This is a genomic window from Agrobacterium sp. CCNWLW155 (assembly GCF_036888815.1).
Classification (GTDB): Bacteria; Pseudomonadota; Alphaproteobacteria; order Rhizobiales; family Rhizobiaceae; genus Agrobacterium; species Agrobacterium radiobacter.
The window spans coordinates 25635-42244 of the sequence record NZ_JBAKFW010000009.1 but is presented as its reverse complement, the minus strand read 5'-3'; the positions used below and the strand labels follow the sequence as shown (position 1 = coordinate 42244).

The 16610-nt window shown below is 58.1% G+C and carries 12 protein-coding genes; 4 read left to right on the top strand and 8 right to left on the bottom strand.

All coding sequences use genetic code 11. The features are described 5' to 3' along the window. Window positions 1-82: 82 nt before the first annotated feature. Window positions 83-1045: a glycosyltransferase family 32 protein gene (locus V6S97_RS21995; protein WP_161974140.1), complete on the top strand. Its 963-nt coding sequence runs from the start codon at window positions 83-85 to the stop codon at window positions 1043-1045. Here the strand turns inward: V6S97_RS21995 and V6S97_RS21990 are convergent. Both V6S97_RS21990 and V6S97_RS21985 read right to left on the bottom strand, forming a co-directional pair. After that, window positions 1037-1780, bottom strand: coding sequence for a polysaccharide deacetylase family protein (locus V6S97_RS21990; RefSeq protein ID WP_111780536.1), 744 nt, complete (start codon window positions 1778-1780; stop codon window positions 1037-1039). The two genes, V6S97_RS21995 and V6S97_RS21990, sit on opposite strands and share 9 nt — an antisense overlap. Next, window positions 1777-2874 (bottom strand): glycosyltransferase family 4 protein, encoded by a 1098-nt coding sequence (locus tag V6S97_RS21985; RefSeq protein ID WP_334427749.1) that lies wholly within the window; start codon window positions 2872-2874, stop codon window positions 1777-1779. Before V6S97_RS21985 ends, V6S97_RS21990 begins: the two co-directional genes overlap by 4 nt. Before the next feature lie 127 nt (window positions 2875-3001). Here V6S97_RS21985 and V6S97_RS21980 point away from each other — a divergent pair, with 127 nt between their 5' ends. Together V6S97_RS21980 and V6S97_RS21975 are read left to right on the top strand one after the other, a co-directional pair. Beyond that, complete coding sequence (locus tag V6S97_RS21980; RefSeq protein WP_334427748.1) at window positions 3002-4342, top strand: nucleotide sugar dehydrogenase; 1341 nt, start codon at window positions 3002-3004, stop codon at window positions 4340-4342. A 4-nt stretch (window positions 4343-4346) separates the two neighbouring features. Further along, complete coding sequence (locus V6S97_RS21975; RefSeq protein ID WP_003504873.1) at window positions 4347-4829, top strand: class I SAM-dependent methyltransferase; 483 nt, start codon at window positions 4347-4349, stop codon at window positions 4827-4829. 34 nt (window positions 4830-4863) lie between these two features. Here the strand turns inward: V6S97_RS21975 and V6S97_RS21970 are convergent, their stop codons facing one another. The 4 genes from V6S97_RS21970 to V6S97_RS21955 form a co-directional block, all read right to left on the bottom strand. Next, window positions 4864-6558, bottom strand: coding sequence for an adenylate/guanylate cyclase domain-containing protein (locus tag V6S97_RS21970; RefSeq protein ID WP_003504871.1), 1695 nt, complete (start codon window positions 6556-6558; stop codon window positions 4864-4866). Between the two features lie 210 nt (window positions 6559-6768). Then, window positions 6769-7629 carry an MBL fold metallo-hydrolase gene (locus V6S97_RS21965; protein WP_050816427.1) on the bottom strand — a complete coding sequence of 287 codons (861 nt, stop codon included), beginning with the start codon at window positions 7627-7629 and terminating at the stop codon, window positions 6769-6771. 190 nt (window positions 7630-7819) lie between these two features. Continuing rightward, window positions 7820-8275 carry a cyclic nucleotide-binding domain-containing protein gene (locus V6S97_RS21960; protein WP_003504866.1) on the bottom strand — a complete coding sequence of 152 codons (456 nt, stop codon included), beginning with the start codon at window positions 8273-8275 and terminating at the stop codon, window positions 7820-7822. Between the two features lie 43 nt (window positions 8276-8318). Then, complete coding sequence (locus tag V6S97_RS21955; protein WP_334427747.1) at window positions 8319-11036, bottom strand: ABC transporter ATP-binding protein; 2718 nt, start codon at window positions 11034-11036, stop codon at window positions 8319-8321. A gap of 344 nt (window positions 11037-11380) precedes the next feature. Here V6S97_RS21955 and V6S97_RS21950 point away from each other — a divergent pair, with 344 nt between their 5' ends. Beyond that, the gene (locus V6S97_RS21950; protein ID WP_174035354.1) at window positions 11381-13201 is read left to right on the top strand and encodes an alpha/beta fold hydrolase; all 1821 of its coding nucleotides are present in this window, start codon (window positions 11381-11383) and stop codon (window positions 13199-13201) included. On the opposite strand, the gene V6S97_RS21945 is transcribed toward V6S97_RS21950, so the two are convergent. Continuing rightward, on the bottom strand, window positions 13169-15625 hold the full coding sequence (locus V6S97_RS21945) for a glycoside hydrolase family 2 protein (RefSeq protein WP_087745054.1): 2457 nt from the start codon (window positions 15623-15625) through the stop codon (window positions 13169-13171). The genes V6S97_RS21950 and V6S97_RS21945 overlap by 33 nt on opposite strands. Then, complete coding sequence (locus tag V6S97_RS21940) at window positions 15622-16605, bottom strand: DUF1839 family protein (protein ID WP_128286847.1); 984 nt, start codon at window positions 16603-16605, stop codon at window positions 15622-15624. The genes V6S97_RS21945 and V6S97_RS21940 overlap by 4 nt, the downstream gene beginning before the upstream one ends. Window positions 16606-16610 lie beyond the last annotated feature (5 nt).

Sequence of the window (16610 nt, the reverse complement as noted above, 5' to 3'; positions counted from 1 at the left end):
AAAGCCGGCTTCCGAAATAGGGCGGCTTGCCTGACAGCTCCTGTTTCGTGATATGTTAACGGGTGCTTTTGAATGAGGATCCATGTCCGACAAGAAATATTATGACGCTGAGCTCGATAAAGCCCGGCAGTTGCAAAATGACGGCCGATATGTGGAAGCCGACGCGCTTCTCTTATCGCTGGTTGCAGCAAAAGACGGACATCTGATGGGCGAACGGACGGTGCTCGGTCTGCCGCGCAGACTGCATGCCGCGCGGCTGCGTCTCGCCAAGGCCGAGGGCGATATGGTCGCCAGGATCGGCTATCAATATACGCTGGTTCCGCCGCCACAGGTGCTGCAGAAATATGCGCGGTTTTCCACGGAAGAACGTCGCATCATCAGTCTCAAAAGCCGTGAAGACGTGCCAAGGCTTATCCACCAGATATGGATCGGGGAAAAAGCCCCGCCGGTATCGGTTGAGGCATGGGCCGCCCACGCTTCGAACCATCGTTACGACTATCGCCTCTGGCGGGAGGCTGATCTTGAGCGGGAAGGCGTGTTTTCGAACGGCATCTTCAAAACCATGCTGGACAAAGGCGATTATCCGGGCGCGGTGGATGTGGCCCGTTATATCCTGCTGGAGCGATTTGGCGGCATCTATCTCGATTGTGACTGGTATCCGGCGCGGGACGATGTGAGCTTCGATACATTCCTGCCCTTGGCGGGGCTGACAGTGTTTGACGAAAAAACGCCGCGTGACACGGGGCAGGGCAGCATGCTGCTTGCCAATTCCTTCATCGCTGCGCCTGCCGGACATCCGGTCTTTGGCAAGATGCTGGAGGCCTTTCCCGGGATCATCGAAGACATGCCGCGCGCGCCTGCCTGGTGGTCGACTGGTCCTTTGATATTCACCGTTATCGCCCGGGCCGGAAGCATCAGCCTCGCGCCGGCGTCGTTCGTCGCCGCGTCTCTTCCCGACCGCGCAGCTTTCGATGAGGTGGAAGTGGTCAGGCGGAAACTTTCCACTGAGGCGGGCGGGTTGCTGATCGCCTGGAAATCATGGTGAGATTTCGTCGACAAGGTCCTTGGAAGAACGCCAGCGGGCGGCGGGATGTTCGGCGGTCACTTCGAAAAGCCGTCTCAGGAAGCGCCAGACATTGTCGTCATGCACGAGATGATGGGTAAGGACGCCTGTGACGCCGCCATTTTCGGCGGCCCTCAGGATGCGGGCGGCGGTCTCGGAAAACAGGATGCCGTCGTCACGGCCACCGCGGCTGCCGTGCCAGTCGATCACGTCGACATGGGTGTTCAGGCAGGGCGGCAGGGTGCTTTTCTCCGGGCCGAAAACGGACAAGGCGCGATATCCGAGGCCGGCCAACTCCTTCACGATACCGGCATCTATGCGGTTCCATGGCGGCACGAGCATAGGTACCAAGCGCCCACCATGCAGGTCGTGGAGTTTATCCAGCCCGGATTGCAACTCATCGAGAACGATGGCCGGATCGCGATGTGATCCGAGCTCCTGCTTCTTTTCTTTCTCCCCGGCATAATTCGCATGGGACCAGCCATGGACGGCGACCTGGGCGATATCAGACGTATCCAGATGCTGTGCGAGCCTGTCTGTCGTCATCTCGGGAATGACCGCGAGCGTGACCGGAGCGGAAAAGCCGGCGCAAAGATCGAGTAGCGTGTCGAGGGCCGGTGTCGGCTCCACCGCATCGTCGTCCCTGAGCCAGAGATCGGCCTTTATGCCGCGCCGCTCACATTCGTCCAGTGCCGCAACGAGTGTTTCCAGACTCATGATCTTCGCGCCTTTGCTTGCAGCAGGATATGGTTCAGCTCTTTTGCGGCGTTTTCCAAAGACCGTTCGTTCCTGACGAATTGCCGGGCCGCCCTTGCCAGTTCTTCACGCCTGTTGTCATCACCGATCAGGGTTTTAATCGCGTCGGCATAGGCGGCTGTATCATTCTCCGGTGTCAGTAATCCTGTGGTGCCGGATTTTACCACTTCGGGAACACCCGCCACCTTTTCGGCCACGACGGGCAGGCCGGCGGCCTGCGCTTCGAGATAGGCGAGACCATAGGCCTCGCCATGGCCCGGCCAGACATAGAGCGACGCTTTCGAAAGAAGCATGGCGATCTCGGACGCGGTTTTTTCCCCGTGCCAGACAAGGCGCTGATCCGGAAAAGCGCTGAACATGGCTTGTACGGCCGCGCGTTCCGGCCCATCGCCGACGATATCCAGCGTCCAGTTGATATCCTGCGGCAAAAGGGCGAGCGCTTCGGCAAGGGCGCGATAGCTGTCGAGCTTGTCACCCGCCCGCATCATGGCGACGGCAATCAACTTTGCCGGGGTCGGATTGGGTGTGTTTTTGAGAAAGGCCTCGGCATCGATAAAGGGCGGTAACATGGCCCATCGAAGGGCGGGCGAGGCCCGCACAAGCCCCTCGCGATCCCGCGCAGTGAGGCAGATATTGATCGATGCGACATTCAATGCGGCCAGCAACCGGTCTTGAACCACCTGCCAGCCCATCCCGTTGCGCTTGGGCGAATAGGATGCCTCGGCGGTGACGTAGGGAATATCGAAACGTCTGGCCAGTTCCGGCCCAAGCAAATCGAGGGCCTTGTAATAGGGGTGATAACAAAACCAGAGGTCCGGTGCGCCCTCCAGCTGCCAGCGCTGCGTGATGGTCTCGATTTCGCGCTCAGCCGTTTCGGCAAGCGAAGTCCGCGCGGGTTCATCCGGCTGTTTCAGGAAGCCGCGCAGTTCGGAGGCGACTGAAACCTCATGGCCCCCCATCGTCATCGCCTGCATCAGCAGGCGGGCCATCAGCCGGTCGCCGGAGGGAACGGGATGGTTGGGTGATTTGAGCGGCGCATAAAAGGCGATCTTCATGGCGATGGTTGTGCGTTGCCGGCGGCTTGGGCGTCAACCGGAATTTGAAAGGCCCGAGCCTTGACAGGTCAGTCATTCTTGCCCAACTGAAAGGCATCTTTTGCACATGCGCGGAGCGTGACACGCTTTGACTTCCCCAGACATTTCCCAGAACCTGCTTTCCAGCATTGAAAACAGAAGCGCCAAAGCGGGGGTGATCGGCCTCGGCTATGTCGGTCTGCCGCTTGCCATGACGATCGCCAAGGGCGGTTTCAAGGTTGTCGGTTTCGATATCGATCCCGGTAAAATTACCGCGATCGAGGCCGGACGCAGCTATATCGAGGCCGTTTCGGACGAGGTGCTGGCAAGTGTGAGGCAGGATGACGGCTTTGTCGCCACCTCGGATTTCTCCAGGCTGGCCGAATGTGATGTCATCGCCATCTGCGTGCCCACACCCCTGACCAAATATCGCGAGCCGGATCTCTCCTATGTCGAAAAGACCTGCCGGGATATTGCCGCGCATCTGCGCAAGGGGCAGATCGTGGTTCTGGAATCGACCACCTATCCCGGCACCACCGACGGGGTGGTGAAGACCATTCTGGAAAGCACCGGGCTTGTCTCCGGCGTCGATTTCTTCCTTGGCTTTTCGCCCGAGCGGGAAGATCCCGGCAACCGCGATTTCGAGACCTCAACCATTCCGAAGGTTGTTGCTGGCGATGGTGAGGCCGCTGGAAAGCTGATGGAGGCTTTTTACGGTTCGGTGGTCAAAAAAATCGTTCCGGTTTCGACCAATGCCACGGCGGAAGCGGTGAAAATCACCGAAAACGTCTTCCGTGCCGTCAATATCGCACTCGTCAACGAACTCAAGGTCGTCTACGAGGCGATGGGTATCGACATATGGGAAGTGATCGATGCGGCGAAAACCAAGCCGTTCGGTTTCATGCCGTTTTATCCCGGTCCGGGTCTTGGCGGCCATTGCATACCGATCGACCCGTTCTACCTCACATGGAAATCGCGGGAATATGAGTTGCCGACGCGGTTCATCGAACTGGCCGGTGAAATCAACACCGGCATGCCGCGGCATGTCATCGGGCGCGTTGCCGAAGCGCTCGATATTCATTCCGGCAAGGCGCTCAGCCGCTCAAAGGTGCTGGTTGTCGGTCTCGCCTACAAAAAGAACGTGCCTGACATTCGCGAAAGCCCCTCACTGAAGCTCATCGAGCTTATTCAGGAGCGCGGCGGCGAAGCGGCCTATTTCGATCCCTACGTGGCTGAAATCCCGAAAACACGGGAATATAGCCACCTCATGGGCATGAAATCCGTGCCGTGGGACAGGCAGGCGATCGGCGCCTTCGACGCCGTTCTCGTTGCGACTGACCATGACAATGTGGATTATGCCGCTCTAAGCGAATGGGCGCCGCTTATCATCGACACACGCAATGTTTTCGCGCGTCGGGATATAGCCGCAAAACACATCATCAAGGCCTGATAAAATGAGCAGACTCGATAGTTTCATTCGCCGGTTGACCGCGCAGCGGGATATCCTCAACCATGTCGCGGCCAATCTCGATCTGCCGGGTGAAGGGGCGCTTATGGAAATCGGCCTTGGAAACGGGCGCACCTTCAATCACCTGCGAGAGCTGTTCCCCAACCGCCGCATCATCGCTTTCGACAGGGCCATGGGTGCACATGCCTCCTCGGTTCCGGCGCAGGAGGATCTGGTGATCGGCGAAATATCGCAAACCGCTCCGGCTTTCATCGGCACGGAAGCGGCTTTCGTGCATGCCGATATCGGCACGGGCTATCCGGAAAAGGATGCGGTTACCCTTACATGGTTGCCCGATCTTGCTGCGGGCATGCTGGCAAAAGGCGGCCTCGCGGTCAGCGGGCTGCCTCTGGATCATCCCATGCTGAAGCCGCTGCCGGTGCCGGCAAGTGTGCCGACGGACCGTTATTTTCTCTATCGCAAGATTTGAGATCGGACGCCCCGACAGGTTTGTCGGGGCTACTTCATAAATAGCGCTCGCTCTCTTCCTTCGAGAGCAGGAAGACCCTCATCTGCGAGTTTCGGCCGCGAATGGCGATTTCTTCGCTCCTGAGATCGGCAATCTCCTGTCCCGCCTGAATGATGGCCGGTTCGGAAACGACGATGGCGGCGCCGAACTCCTTGGCCTTGGATTCGAGCCTGCTTGCCACGTTGACGGTATCGCCTATGGCCGTCAGGGTTTTTGCCGCGCCATATCCCATCACACCGACGATGCTCGGGCCGGAGTGAATGCCGACCACCACTTCCAGGCGGACGGCGAATTGTTTCTCCAACCCCTCGTTCAGGATGGCGATATCCCGCAATATGGTTGCGGCTGCCTTCATGGCGTTGCGACAGGCACGGTCCGCATCCTCGCCAAGTCCAAAAAGGGCCATGGCGCCATCGCCAATGAATTTGTCGAGATGACCTCCGGCGTGTTCGACGGCTTGGCCGACGATGGTGAAATAGCGGTTGAGAAGGAAGACGACATCATAGGGCAGCTTCGCTTCGGACAGCGTGGTGAAGTTACGCAGATCGCAGAAGAGGATGGCGATTTCTTCTTCACGGCCGGGTCGGGCCGGCTGTGCATCCGCGGGCAGATCGCTCTGCTGGGGCGGTGAAACGAGAAGCGCGATGTTGAGATCGCTCGTAGGGCGCAGCTGACAACCGAGCCGCACATCCGAATCGGCATGGATGCGCCTCAAGGTGGTCTGCTCTATCTCCCCGGGTGGCGGAAGCGGGCCCTTGCTGTTCAGAACCTTGACGCGACAGGTTGAGCAGCGTCCCTTGCCGCCACAGACGGAGTAGTGCGGGATGCCCGCGAGCCTGCTGGCTTCGAGAATGCTGAAGCCGGCCGGGATGCGTGCTTGTGCGCCCTGTTCATAGTGGATTTCGATGGCGGTCAACCGTTGCCGGAAGCTGCGCACGCCGCGCAATACGAAGACCAGCATGACCGCGCCGGCAAAAAGCGCTTCGGTCGTGCTGGTAATGAACCGGATTCGCGTTTCCATCTCCCTTTGCAGCGGGAGCTCGTCTCTCTGGATGGCGTAATCCGAGAGCCCGGGAGGAAGCGCGTATTTCCGATCGACTTCCTCCAGCCAGCGGCCCGCATCGCTGAAACCCAGCAAGGCCAGAAGCGGCAGCATCACTGCCACCGTCATGAAGAGCCCGGCGATTTTCGGATACCAGTCGCGATAACGCAGCCAGAAATAAAGGCCGATGCATCCGTGGATCCAGATCACGATCAATGCAAGGCTCTGCCATGCGCCGCTGACAGGATTATTGATCCACAGGCGGCGGATAACCGAATAATAACCGACGTCGATGCCATAGAGCATGTGCGATACGCGGATATTCACGGCATGGCCGATGATCAGAAACGGGATCGACAGGCCGAAAATGACCTGAAGCGCTTCGCGAAGCGGCATGCGCAGCGTTCTGCGCTGATAAAGCGAGCGCAGAACAAGGCAGACATGCACGACAACCGACCCATAAAAAAGCAGGCTGCTGACGGGATTGAGCCAGATCAGGCTGAACCATTTTCGCGCCCGTTCGGCGGTATCGATGGAGATGAGCGCGAGGGAGTGATTGAAAAGATGGGAAAATACGAAAGCAAATATGATGAGACCGGATAAAATCCGGGCGCGTCTCAAATTGGTCTCCGAAAAGAAACGGATCATGCAAATCCCATCATGTGGTCATCGACGCAGAATCATCATGTAGTATGTGGTGGCACCCCTTAGTGCAGGGTGTCTCGTGGCAATATCGTGGAGCAATTGATCGCAAACAGTCAATTGTGCGTGTTCGAATGCCCGCGTGCAAAAGATGTTGAATCAGGACTTCGAAAAAACGGTCGGCAAGATCAAATCTTCGCCGGAGCCAAGTTGCGATCAGAGTTCGATGATCTGGCCGTCCATGGCCGCGAACGCGCCGCTGAACAGAGCTTTTGCCTGTTTTTCGATGCTGTCCAGTTCCTCGTCGCTGCGGCTGGGGGCGTGGTGGATGAAACCAACATTTTTTGCGCCAGCGAGTTTGGCGAGGCGGATCGCCTGTTGCCAGGACGAATGGCCATAACCGCGATAAAGGCCCATTTCCTCATCGGTGAACATGGCGTCATAGAGGAAAAGATCGACATCCCTGATCAGGTCGAGCACGGTTTCGTCGATGCTGCCCGGCTCATGTTCGGTGTCGGTGATGATGGCAAGGGATTTTCCTTCCCAGTCCAGCCGGTATCCGATGGCGTTGCCGGGATGGTTGAGCATTCCGGTTCTGATCGAAAGGCCGGGATGCACGTCAAGCGCATCGCCGGGCAGGAAGTCCCGTGTTGCGATCTTGGCACAACAGATCTCCAGCGGCACGGGGAACCAGGGCGGGCTCATGAAATCCCTGAGCATTTCCCGGGTCGTCATGGTGCCGGCAAGGTGGCCGGACCAGATGGCGACATCATTGGAGCTGTTATAAAAGGGCTTGAAATAGGGGAAGCCGACAATGTGGTCGTAATGGCAATGCGAGAAGAACAGGTTGACGTCGGTAATGCCTTCCGCCCGCAAGGCAAGGCCAGCGGGATGCAAGCCCGAACCCGCATCGAACAAAAGAACGTGATCGCCGCATCTTACCTCGATGCAGATGGTATTCCCGCCGTATTTTCGGAAGTTTTCACCTGAAACAGGAAGCGTTCCCCGCGCACCCCAGATCTTTACCCGAAAATTTCTATTACTTTCCCGACTTGCTGTGTCGGAATCGAACGCCATGACACACCCCAATAACAACGGAATCTTGCACGCTTTCCTCCCATGAAGCCCGTTGTCTCTATAGATTCTTATATCCGCTCGTTTCTGGCGGAAGCCTTTACCCCTTATTCAGTCAGCATTTCATTTATATTGCAATAGTACGACATTTATTTTTCCAATATCGCCATTCACGGTAGCAAGGAATTGCCGTTTATGTCCTGACGCTCGTTCGCGCTTTGCTCAGTTCCGCCGTCGTCTGGGTAAGGCGTTCGGCGAGAACACGCATGACCTTGATGGTGATGTCAGGGAAATCGGACATGAGCTTGAAGAACTGTTCCTTGCCGATGCGCAGGGCTTCCACATTGGTGGAGGCGCGAACGGTCGCTGTTCTGACGCTATCGCAAAGGATTGCGATTTCGCCGACAATGGCATTACCGGTCATTTCGGCCACTTTCAGCGTGCCCGAAGGGGAATCGACGAGAACATCGACTTTTCCGGTCAAGAGAACATAGGCCGCATCGCCGACGTCTCCCTGATGAAACAGTATGTCGCCAGCATGATAGGATACTCGGTCGGACGCGAATGCGAGTAGTTTGAGTTTTGACGGTTCCATTTCCGAAAAAAAAGGGACCCTTTTCAGCATTTGAATTTCGTCTTTAAACAGCATTGACTTACCCTGTTCTTGTTCCACCTCGGTCACCTTCTTGGACTTATGTTGCGACCATGTCCTTGAATGTACCGTTTTCCTCGGCGAGAGTCTCGTAACTTCCGTCGGCGGTGATCAGACCCTGATGAACAACGATCACTCGCTTGAACATGCGAGAGAGCGTCGCATTCGACAGAACCCATATGATCGACGGGTTATTGTTGTTCTGTTTCAGGAGTGTGATGACCCGTTCAACAATTTCCTCCTGCTGTCGGGGATCGAGGCCGGGGAGAGGGCGGTTGAAGACGTAATAATCGGATTTGCGGATCAGCGCCCGTGCCAGATTGAGCTTCTGGCGCTGGAGCGGGCCAAGCCGTTTGCCGCCGGCGCCGAGGTTGAAGTCCAGACCCACCGCCAGCACGCGCTCATAGACACCCTGCTTGCGCATGACATCGGCCACGATGCGGGTGATGCGCCGCGAGGCGTCGGTGTAACGATGGCCGACCTTGCCGAAGAGGATGTTGTCCAGAAGGCTGGTAGCGCTCATGTATTTGGTCGGATCGTAGATTTCGATCACGTTTTTCAGGCTGTCGGGCAGGTTCTCATGGAACATGTGTCGGACTTCGACGATCCGGTTCATGATCTCCGGCGACAGCAGGCCGAAACGCTGGCGAGGCTCGATGTAGAAGAAGCTGAGCCGCAGCATTGCGCGCTTTTCGTTTTCATTGGCCTCGTCGAAACTCTTTCCCTGAAGCCGCTGCAGCATCTGCTGATAGACTGGAATGTCATCGGGGGTCATGAAGGTAAGCTGCTGGAAGAAGGGGTGATCTCCCGGCAGGTCGGCGAAGATTTCCACGATGTTTTCGGCAATCGTGTAACCCATTTCGAACAGGGTTTTGACGAGACCGGTTTCGCGCATCAGGGCGCGGAAATAGTCGCTTTCGATGACGATTCTGATCGTCTGGGACGAATCCCGCATGGTGCCGAACAGAAGGTTTTCACCGACCGTCGCCTCGCTGTTGTAGCTCTCCAGTTCAAAGGGTGCGATGAGGCCGCTCAGATTTTCCTTCTCCAGTTCGGCCCGCAGGACATGCCGCAACTCCACGATGCGGGCGGCAAGATGCAGGTCGGTCAAAGGATCGATCGACGAACGCAGCGCAAATTCCAGAATATCCTGTGAGAGCTCCACGCTGTCGAGGACGGCCAGAATGGCCTGGATAAGATTTTCCGGCCTGCCGTCGCCGGCCGGGCTTGAAGCGTAATCGATCCATTCGCTGTTGATATCGATCAGTGGATTTCCCGCCATTTTGGCTTCGCGGATTTCCCACTTGCGGTGTTCCAGCGCCGCGCCCTCATAGTCCCTGTCGGCAAGCGGGGCGTGTTTGAGGCCGTAAAGCAGATTGTCCTTCAGGCTGGCATGGAAGAAGTAGCTGTCCGAGGAGACATAGGAAATGCGCCGCCCGGTGAGCGATTCCGGCAGTTCCAATATGTCGACATCGTTGATGCTGATCTTGCCCGAGGTCGGCCAGAGTGTGCGGCCGATCGCATCCGCCAGTGCCTCGGCGCCCGAGCCGCCGACAATGGCGATCACCTCACCCGGCTCGACTTTCAGCGATGCCTGTTCCAGAAGCCGGCTGCCGCTATCATCCTCGAGCGTCAGATTGGCGACGACGATCGGGGCGCTGATTGCCGCGACGGTGCCGGGAGACAGTTTCTGCACCTTCTCTTCGATCATGTTTGGTGCATCGAACTGCTCGAAGACCTGCTCGTATTTCACCTGCACGTCCTGGCGTGCCTGATCCCAGTCGATCAGTTCTTTCAGCGGTCCCGGCAGTTCCTTATAGGCATTGATGACGGCGACCAGCTGCCCGACATCGAGACTGCCCTTCAGTGTGAGATAACCGCCGAGCGCATAAAAGAAGAAGGGTGTCAGCTGCGCGAGGAAGTTATTGATGAATTTGACCAGAAACTTCCACTGGTAGAGATCGTAGCGGATCTTGAAGATGTCGCCGAGGCGATGCGAGGCATCCGCGCGCTCGTAGTTGGAGGTGTCATAGGCGTGGATGGTGCCGATACCGTCGACCATTTCGCCGATGCGTCCGGCAAGCTGGCGGGCGCTCAGCTGCCGCTGGCGGCCGAGCTCGATGAGGCGGCGGCGCATTTTGGGAATGATGCCCACCTGGATTGCCGCCATGAAAGCTGCGATCAGGCCCAGCCAGAAATTCTGAACGAGAATGAAGAAGAGCGCGGAGAGCGCCTGGCCGCCGAGAAGGGCCGGCTGCACGAAGGCGTCGCCGGTAAAGCCGCCGAGCGGCTCAACCTCGTCCTTCACCATGCTGGAGATTTCAGCGCCCTTGACCCGTTTGAAATGGGAGGGTGGGAACCGCAGAATCTTGTCTATGAGCTCGAAGCGGATACGCCGCAGAAGTCGTTCGCCGAGGCGACCCTTGAAGGTATTGATATAATATTTGAAAAGACCGTTGATGACGACAAGCGCAAGGAACGTCAGGCTGAGCGCCATCAGCATCGACATGCGGTTGAGCTCAAGCCCGGGGAATAATGTCACGGTGCCCCAATAGGGAATATCGACCGTGAGATGCATGAAAAGCTGCGTCGCATTCGCCCCTTCGAAACCATCCCCCTGAATTGGGCCGTTGACGATCTGCTTGGGCAGATCGAAGGCGAGGAAATAGGGGATCATCGAGAGGGCCACGATCAGCAGAATGAAAAGCTGCTGCCGCCTCGTGTGCGACCAGATATAACGCGTAAGGCTTTGTTCCATATAAAACTTCTATGACCTGGCGGGCGAGGCCCGGCGTGTTGGTTTGCGCGGTGTCTAGACGATCCGGTGGCCGGGTGGCGCAACCTCCTCCTGCAAATAGGTGTGGGACTCGCTATTTATCAGTATATTCAAGCGGTTTCGAGCAAAATAGCGGCCCTGCCGAGACTTCTCCGTCACCCCCGCTTTTGTTTTTGCAACGTGTGGGCGACAAGGGATATAAATGCGACTATATTTTTAGACTTCTCTAATATTGTTGTTTTTATTGTAGATCAGGCGTTAAGACGCTTCGATGCAATGATCCCGCGAGGGTTGAGCCAGACACTGGCGCAATGATGGCAAGGTCGATGGCGATAGATATTTCAGAGCGTGCAGGCAGCGATCCGTCCCTTGATGCATTGTCGCTTTCCGGCATTGCCTCGCATGGGGCGGTTGCGCATCCGGTTTCTTTTGACGGGCTCACCGGGATTTTCCATCCGGCGCACAAGCAAGTCAGGCAAGGCCATGCCGTTCTTTTCGTCAGCCCATGGGGCATGGAGGAGCTCTGCAGCCGCAAGTTTCAACGGGTACTGGCCGAGCGGCTGGCCGCCTGCGGTGTCGCTAGCCTTCGATTTGATTATCTCGGCGCGGGTGACGCGCTTGACCCTGATGATGCGGGCCGCGCGGCGGACTGGGTTTCGGATGTGCGCGTAGCGCTCAACTGTCTGAAGCGTCTTTCCGGCTGCACTGAGGTGGTTGTCGTCGCTCAGGGCCTCGGTTGTCTGATAGCGGCACAGGCGTTTGCCGATGTGGCCGAAGCGGGTTCCATGGCGTTTCTGGCGCCTGTCGTTTCCGGCCGCGCCTATCTGCGTGAGTTGGCGATGTGGTCGTCGATGATCGACGATGGTTTAGGCCTTCGGCCCGCGCAGAGGATGATGGAAGCGGGATCGATTGCCGGCATGACCATGCCTGCGGGTGTTGCGGATGCGATCAGGAAGACCAATCTTTCCAATCTCGCGGCTGCTCCGGCGCGCACCATTCTGGCTCTCTCCCGACCGGGCCGCGTGACCGATGCCGATTTCGCCAAACATCTAGCCACGATCGGCGCTAAGGTGGAGGAGGCGGAGTTTTCAGGTTACGACGATCTCGTCTCCAGTCCTACGCTCTCGAAAATATCCGACGATGTGGTCAATCGGCTGGTCGACTGGGTTCTCTCTCAGACCCACGCCGAGAGTGCGGCGATGCCTCTGGAGGATTTCACCCTCAATGCTCCGCAGCGCGGTCGCGGTTTCGTCGAGCAGCCGGTGCAGTTTGGAGATGGCGGACGGCTTTTCGGCGTTTTTTGCGGGCCAGATGATGGGGATGTGGTTTCTTCGGTTCTTCTACTTGGCGCTGCCTATGACCGGCATGCGGGCTGGGGCAGGCTTTCCGTTCAGATGGCCCGAGCATTGGCGCGTGAGGGTGTGGCATCGCTTCGCTTCGACGCGGCCAATATTGCCGACAGCCCTCCGGTCAAGAATGTGCCTGAGCAGGTTCTCTACGATGTCGCGCAGAATGACGACGTGGCTGCCGCACTCGATTTTCTCGGCAAGCGCGGCAAGGGGCCTTTCATTGCGGCGGGCCGGTGCAGCGGCGCTTATCTCGCCTTCAACGGCGCAATCGCCGATGAGCGGATCGGTGCGGTTGTCGCGGTCAATCCGGTGGTCTTCCATTGGCGCAAAGGCCGCTCGGTGGATGAGGCCTTGCATAAACGGCCGCGTTCCTTCGGGGAATACAGCCAGCGCTTTCGCCAGGGCGCGACATTCAAGCGTCTCATCAGCGGCGATGTCGATGTGGCAAGTGCCGGACTGAATATCGTCAAGGCGACGATCAAGAGGCTTTCGACAAAAACGGCGAGGCTGTTCCGCAGGGGGAGCGAGGAAGGGCGTGCCGTTTATGGCGCGTTCGACAAATTGAAGGCGAATGATACCGCCGTCCATCTGCTCTACAGCGACAACGATGATGGTCTGGAGCACTTCCAATATTATTTTGATGCCAATGGCGAAGGGCTATCAGCCTATCAGAACGTGTCGCTGACCATCATTCCTGATGCCGATCACAATCTTTCAACGCCTGAAGCCAGGAAGATGTACATTCATGCGGTGAAGCGGCTTGCCCTAGAAGGAAAATCGCCGGCTGGAACCCAGTGACAGGACCTCTCCGGAAGGCGGGGTTTCGGTCATCGCAGTCTCCGGCATAAGGCCGATTTTTCTGGTCTCGCCAGGGCCGAGATGGAACCAGTTTTCTGCCGGGTGGTAACCCTGCACCTCGACATGGACAGACTGCGCCAGCCGGTCCGCGCCGATTTCAAGAGACCAGTTGCCGCTCGTTTCGCTGAGCGCCACCTGAAGGTTCGCGGCATGCAGCGCCTTTTTACGGCCGAGAGGGAAATGGAACGCGTCGGCGATGACATGTCCTGTCGCAACGTCGCGAAGCCTGGCGACCGTTACATCATGGGACGGGGGGCCGAAACGATAGGCATAGGTCGTATCGAAAAAAGCGCCGAACAAATCTGTTGCGGCAATCGTCTGGCCCTGCCGCGGCAAAAGCGTGAGTGGTCGTTTGGCGTGCACGACAGGTTGCACACCTTCGCGCAGGCAGGTCAGTTCCAGCATGGCTTCAAAGCCGCCGCCGGTCTCGTTGATGAGATGGATATCCAGCCCGTTCGTGCCCTCATCTGAAAGGCCGACCTGAATGGGACGGAACGCCCTTTTCAGTGCATGCCAAACGGATTTCGGCCTGCCGGTCGCATCGATAATGCCCCAGCCTGCGCCGGGAACGAGATCCTGCAGGGTCCAGACCATAGCGCCCTGACAGGAGGAACCGCTGCGCCGCCATTCGGCGAAAGTCGCTTCCATGACCTCGGCCGTCGCGGCCCGGGACATGTCGAGATAAAGGCCGCCATCTTCGCGACGCAGAACATCCGGTTCGACCTCATAAAGCAGCTTCAGATAATGATCGCGAACATCCTCGAAATCCCAGGAGGCGCCACGATCGCGCGGTGCGCGGGCTTTCCATCGTGGATCGTGCACGGCGACGCCGGGAAGATATCTGTCCAGCGTTTCCTGTTCGGGAATATTGGCGAAGGCGAGGCACTCGGCGGCAAAGCGCAGATTGGCGCGGCGCGCATCTTCCAGCGGGCGGCAATAGGCGCCCACGCCGTAATAATGGCCGACCCCGACGTTGGGAAAGAAGGGCAATGCGCCGCCGGAAGGGGAATTGGCGACATAGGCTGCATCTGGCCGCTTCTCGGCGAGGAGTTCCGGCAGGACTTCCTCGGTAAGCGTTCCCTTCCATATCTGCTCTGGCAGGCCGAGCATAGCGCCCTGCTGGTACATTTCACTGCCGCCGCAGAAAACGGCAAGCGATGGAGAAAGCGCGATCGCTTCCAGGAACTGCGAGATTTCCGTCACGATATGCTGGCGCAGGCTCTCGTCCTTTGCCGGGTAATCGAAATTGGCGAGCATGGCATCCTGCCAGACCATGATGCCAAGCTCGTCGCAAAGCGCGAAGAATTCCGGCGTCTCATAGGCCATGGTGCCGCCGATGCGGATCATGTTCATGCCCGCTTCAGCGGCTTTTCTAAGCCATGGTTCATAGTCCGGCCGCGTTCCCGGCAGGCGCACAATATCGGCCGTCGTCCATACCGCGCCGCGGCAGAATACCTGCTGACCGTTCACCTTGAGGCCGAAACCGTTGCCGTCTTCGCCGTGATCGATCTCGACTTGCCGGAAGCCCGTGCGCCCAAGGTGATGTTGCGTGCCGTCCAGCTCGAGAACGACCTCATGCAGAGCCGGCCTGCCATGGGTATGCGGCCACCATTGTTCGACATCGGATATGCGCAATTCGCCGGAAAGCTTGCCGCCCTCGTCCGGAGAAAGATCGGCGCTGTAACCGGCACAGCCAAGCCTTGCCGATTTTATCGGGCGGTTGCTTTGCAGCACGATGCTGACCGTTCCCGTTCCGTCTCCGTCCAGCGAAGACCGGAGCGTGCAGAGCACTCCGTCCTGCCTTATCAGGCTGATGGGTCGCCAGGGGCCGGCGGCGTGGATTTCCGGGCACCATCCGGGCATGTAACCCAGTGCAGTGGTGCGGATCAGCCGCAAGCCCTGCGTATTCATCATTTGCGGCCGCCAGCGGGCGCGGGGCCCGGTTTTTTCAAGTCTCGGCGCAAGCGCCCGGAAGCAGATCGAAAGTTCGTCTGCGCCCGTTAGTTCGACAGGCACTTCCAGCCTTTCGAACATGCTCTGGCTTGCGGCGATCAGCTCACCGTTGAAGAAGATTTCGGCAATGGTGGAGAGACCATCGAAGCGCAGTGTGGCGCGTTCGCGCGTATCGGAAATCATCGTCAGCCGATACCAGGCATCCCTGTCATTGAGGGGCGCTGGAGCAAGGCGGTCGAACTTTTCGGCCGATTCCAGAGCCTGCGCCACGGTTCCGGGCACGGAGACGTGAAGGCTTTCAAGCGATGCGGGAATATCGGAGGGTGTTTCGCAGGCATCGGCGGGCGTCAGCGTCAGCGTCCAGCCTTCGCTCAGCAATTCCTCGCTTTCACCCGGAAGATAGGTCCTCACGCTGCCTCGCTGGCATCAGACAGTTTGGCCGCAAGCGCTTCCATCACGTCATCCCATGCATCCGCCGCCGGATCGAGTACTGACGCGAGCGCATCGAACTTGCGCCGGGTAACAGCGCGGGCAAGCTGGAACTGCACCGTCTTGGCGACCTCGGATATGCGCAACGCGTGATCCCTCGCTTCAGCGAATCCATCCCTGTCCAGCCACTCGAGGTGGCTTGCCAAGAGTTCGAAATTGGCGCCGAGCTGACGCAGCGTGTTGAAGGCATATTTGTGAAAAAAGCCGAAGGGCCTGTCGGCAACCTTTTCCACCTGTGCCGGAAAGACGCTTGCGAAAGCCCTGACCGGGTTGGCGGAGGGTCGTCGCGAAAAATGAAACTTCAGGAGCCGTTCGGCGGTCTTGCGAATATGTGCGGGCGAGGGGGTGCCGTCCGCGAATTTTGCAAATTCGGTATAGGGCAGGAACGGCGGGTCGCTCTCGGCCAGATGATGCTGGAACAGGCCGTCAAAATCTTCGCCTGCAAGGTGGAAGAAGCCGGCATTGTGGAAATAGTCGAGTTCGCGGTTTTCGAGGTCGAGCCGGTTGATGGCGATGGTGGTCTTGCCGTGTTCCTTCTGGTAGCCCACCCCATGGGTATCGGGCATATAGAAGCTGTCCATCTCGATCAGGCAGATGCGGCCGCGTTCCAGCTGCGCCTCGATATGGTTTTCCACCCTGTCGAAGATCGCAAGTTCGGTGGCGCGAACGCCATAAAGTGCTTCGAGATCTTCCAGCGGCACCTTGAAGAAGGTGAACTGGTCGCCTTCGAAATCCTGTGTCAGGGTGAAACCGAACATGGCTTCCGGGGATAAGCCTTTCGAGGCCAGCACCTCGATCCACAAATCGATGTAGCAATTCGTTTCCGGCCACATTCTCTCGGAGGAATGGAGCGGATGCTGCACATAATTTTGGGGGTCGAGACCGGGAAAAATCTGCCGCATGAATG

Bases quoted from the DNA above. Each gene is read 5' to 3' on its own strand.
- V6S97_RS21965 (WP_050816427.1), bottom strand. From the start codon at position 7,629: ATGGCGTTCGATTCCGACACAGCAAGTCGGGAAAGTAATAGAAATTTT.
- V6S97_RS21960 (WP_003504866.1), bottom strand. From the start codon at position 8,275: ATGCTGTTTAAAGACGAAATTCAAATGCTGAAAAGGGTCCCTTTTTTT.
- V6S97_RS21950 (WP_174035354.1), top strand. From the start codon at position 11,381: ATGGCGATAGATATTTCAGAGCGTGCAGGCAGCGATCCGTCCCTTGAT.
- V6S97_RS21975 (WP_003504873.1), top strand. From the start codon at position 4,347: ATGAGCAGACTCGATAGTTTCATTCGCCGGTTGACCGCGCAGCGGGAT.
- V6S97_RS21955 (WP_334427747.1), bottom strand. From the start codon at position 11,036: ATGGAACAAAGCCTTACGCGTTATATCTGGTCGCACACGAGGCGGCAG.
- V6S97_RS21970 (WP_003504871.1), bottom strand. From the start codon at position 6,558: ATGATCCGTTTCTTTTCGGAGACCAATTTGAGACGCGCCCGGATTTTA.
- V6S97_RS21995 (WP_161974140.1), top strand. From the start codon at position 83: ATGTCCGACAAGAAATATTATGACGCTGAGCTCGATAAAGCCCGGCAG.
- V6S97_RS21985 (WP_334427749.1), bottom strand. From the start codon at position 2,874: ATGAAGATCGCCTTTTATGCGCCGCTCAAATCACCCAACCATCCCGTT.
- V6S97_RS21940 (WP_128286847.1), bottom strand. From the start codon at position 16,605: ATGCGGCAGATTTTTCCCGGTCTCGACCCCCAAAATTATGTGCAGCAT.
- V6S97_RS21990 (WP_111780536.1), bottom strand. From the start codon at position 1,780: ATGAGTCTGGAAACACTCGTTGCGGCACTGGACGAATGTGAGCGGCGC.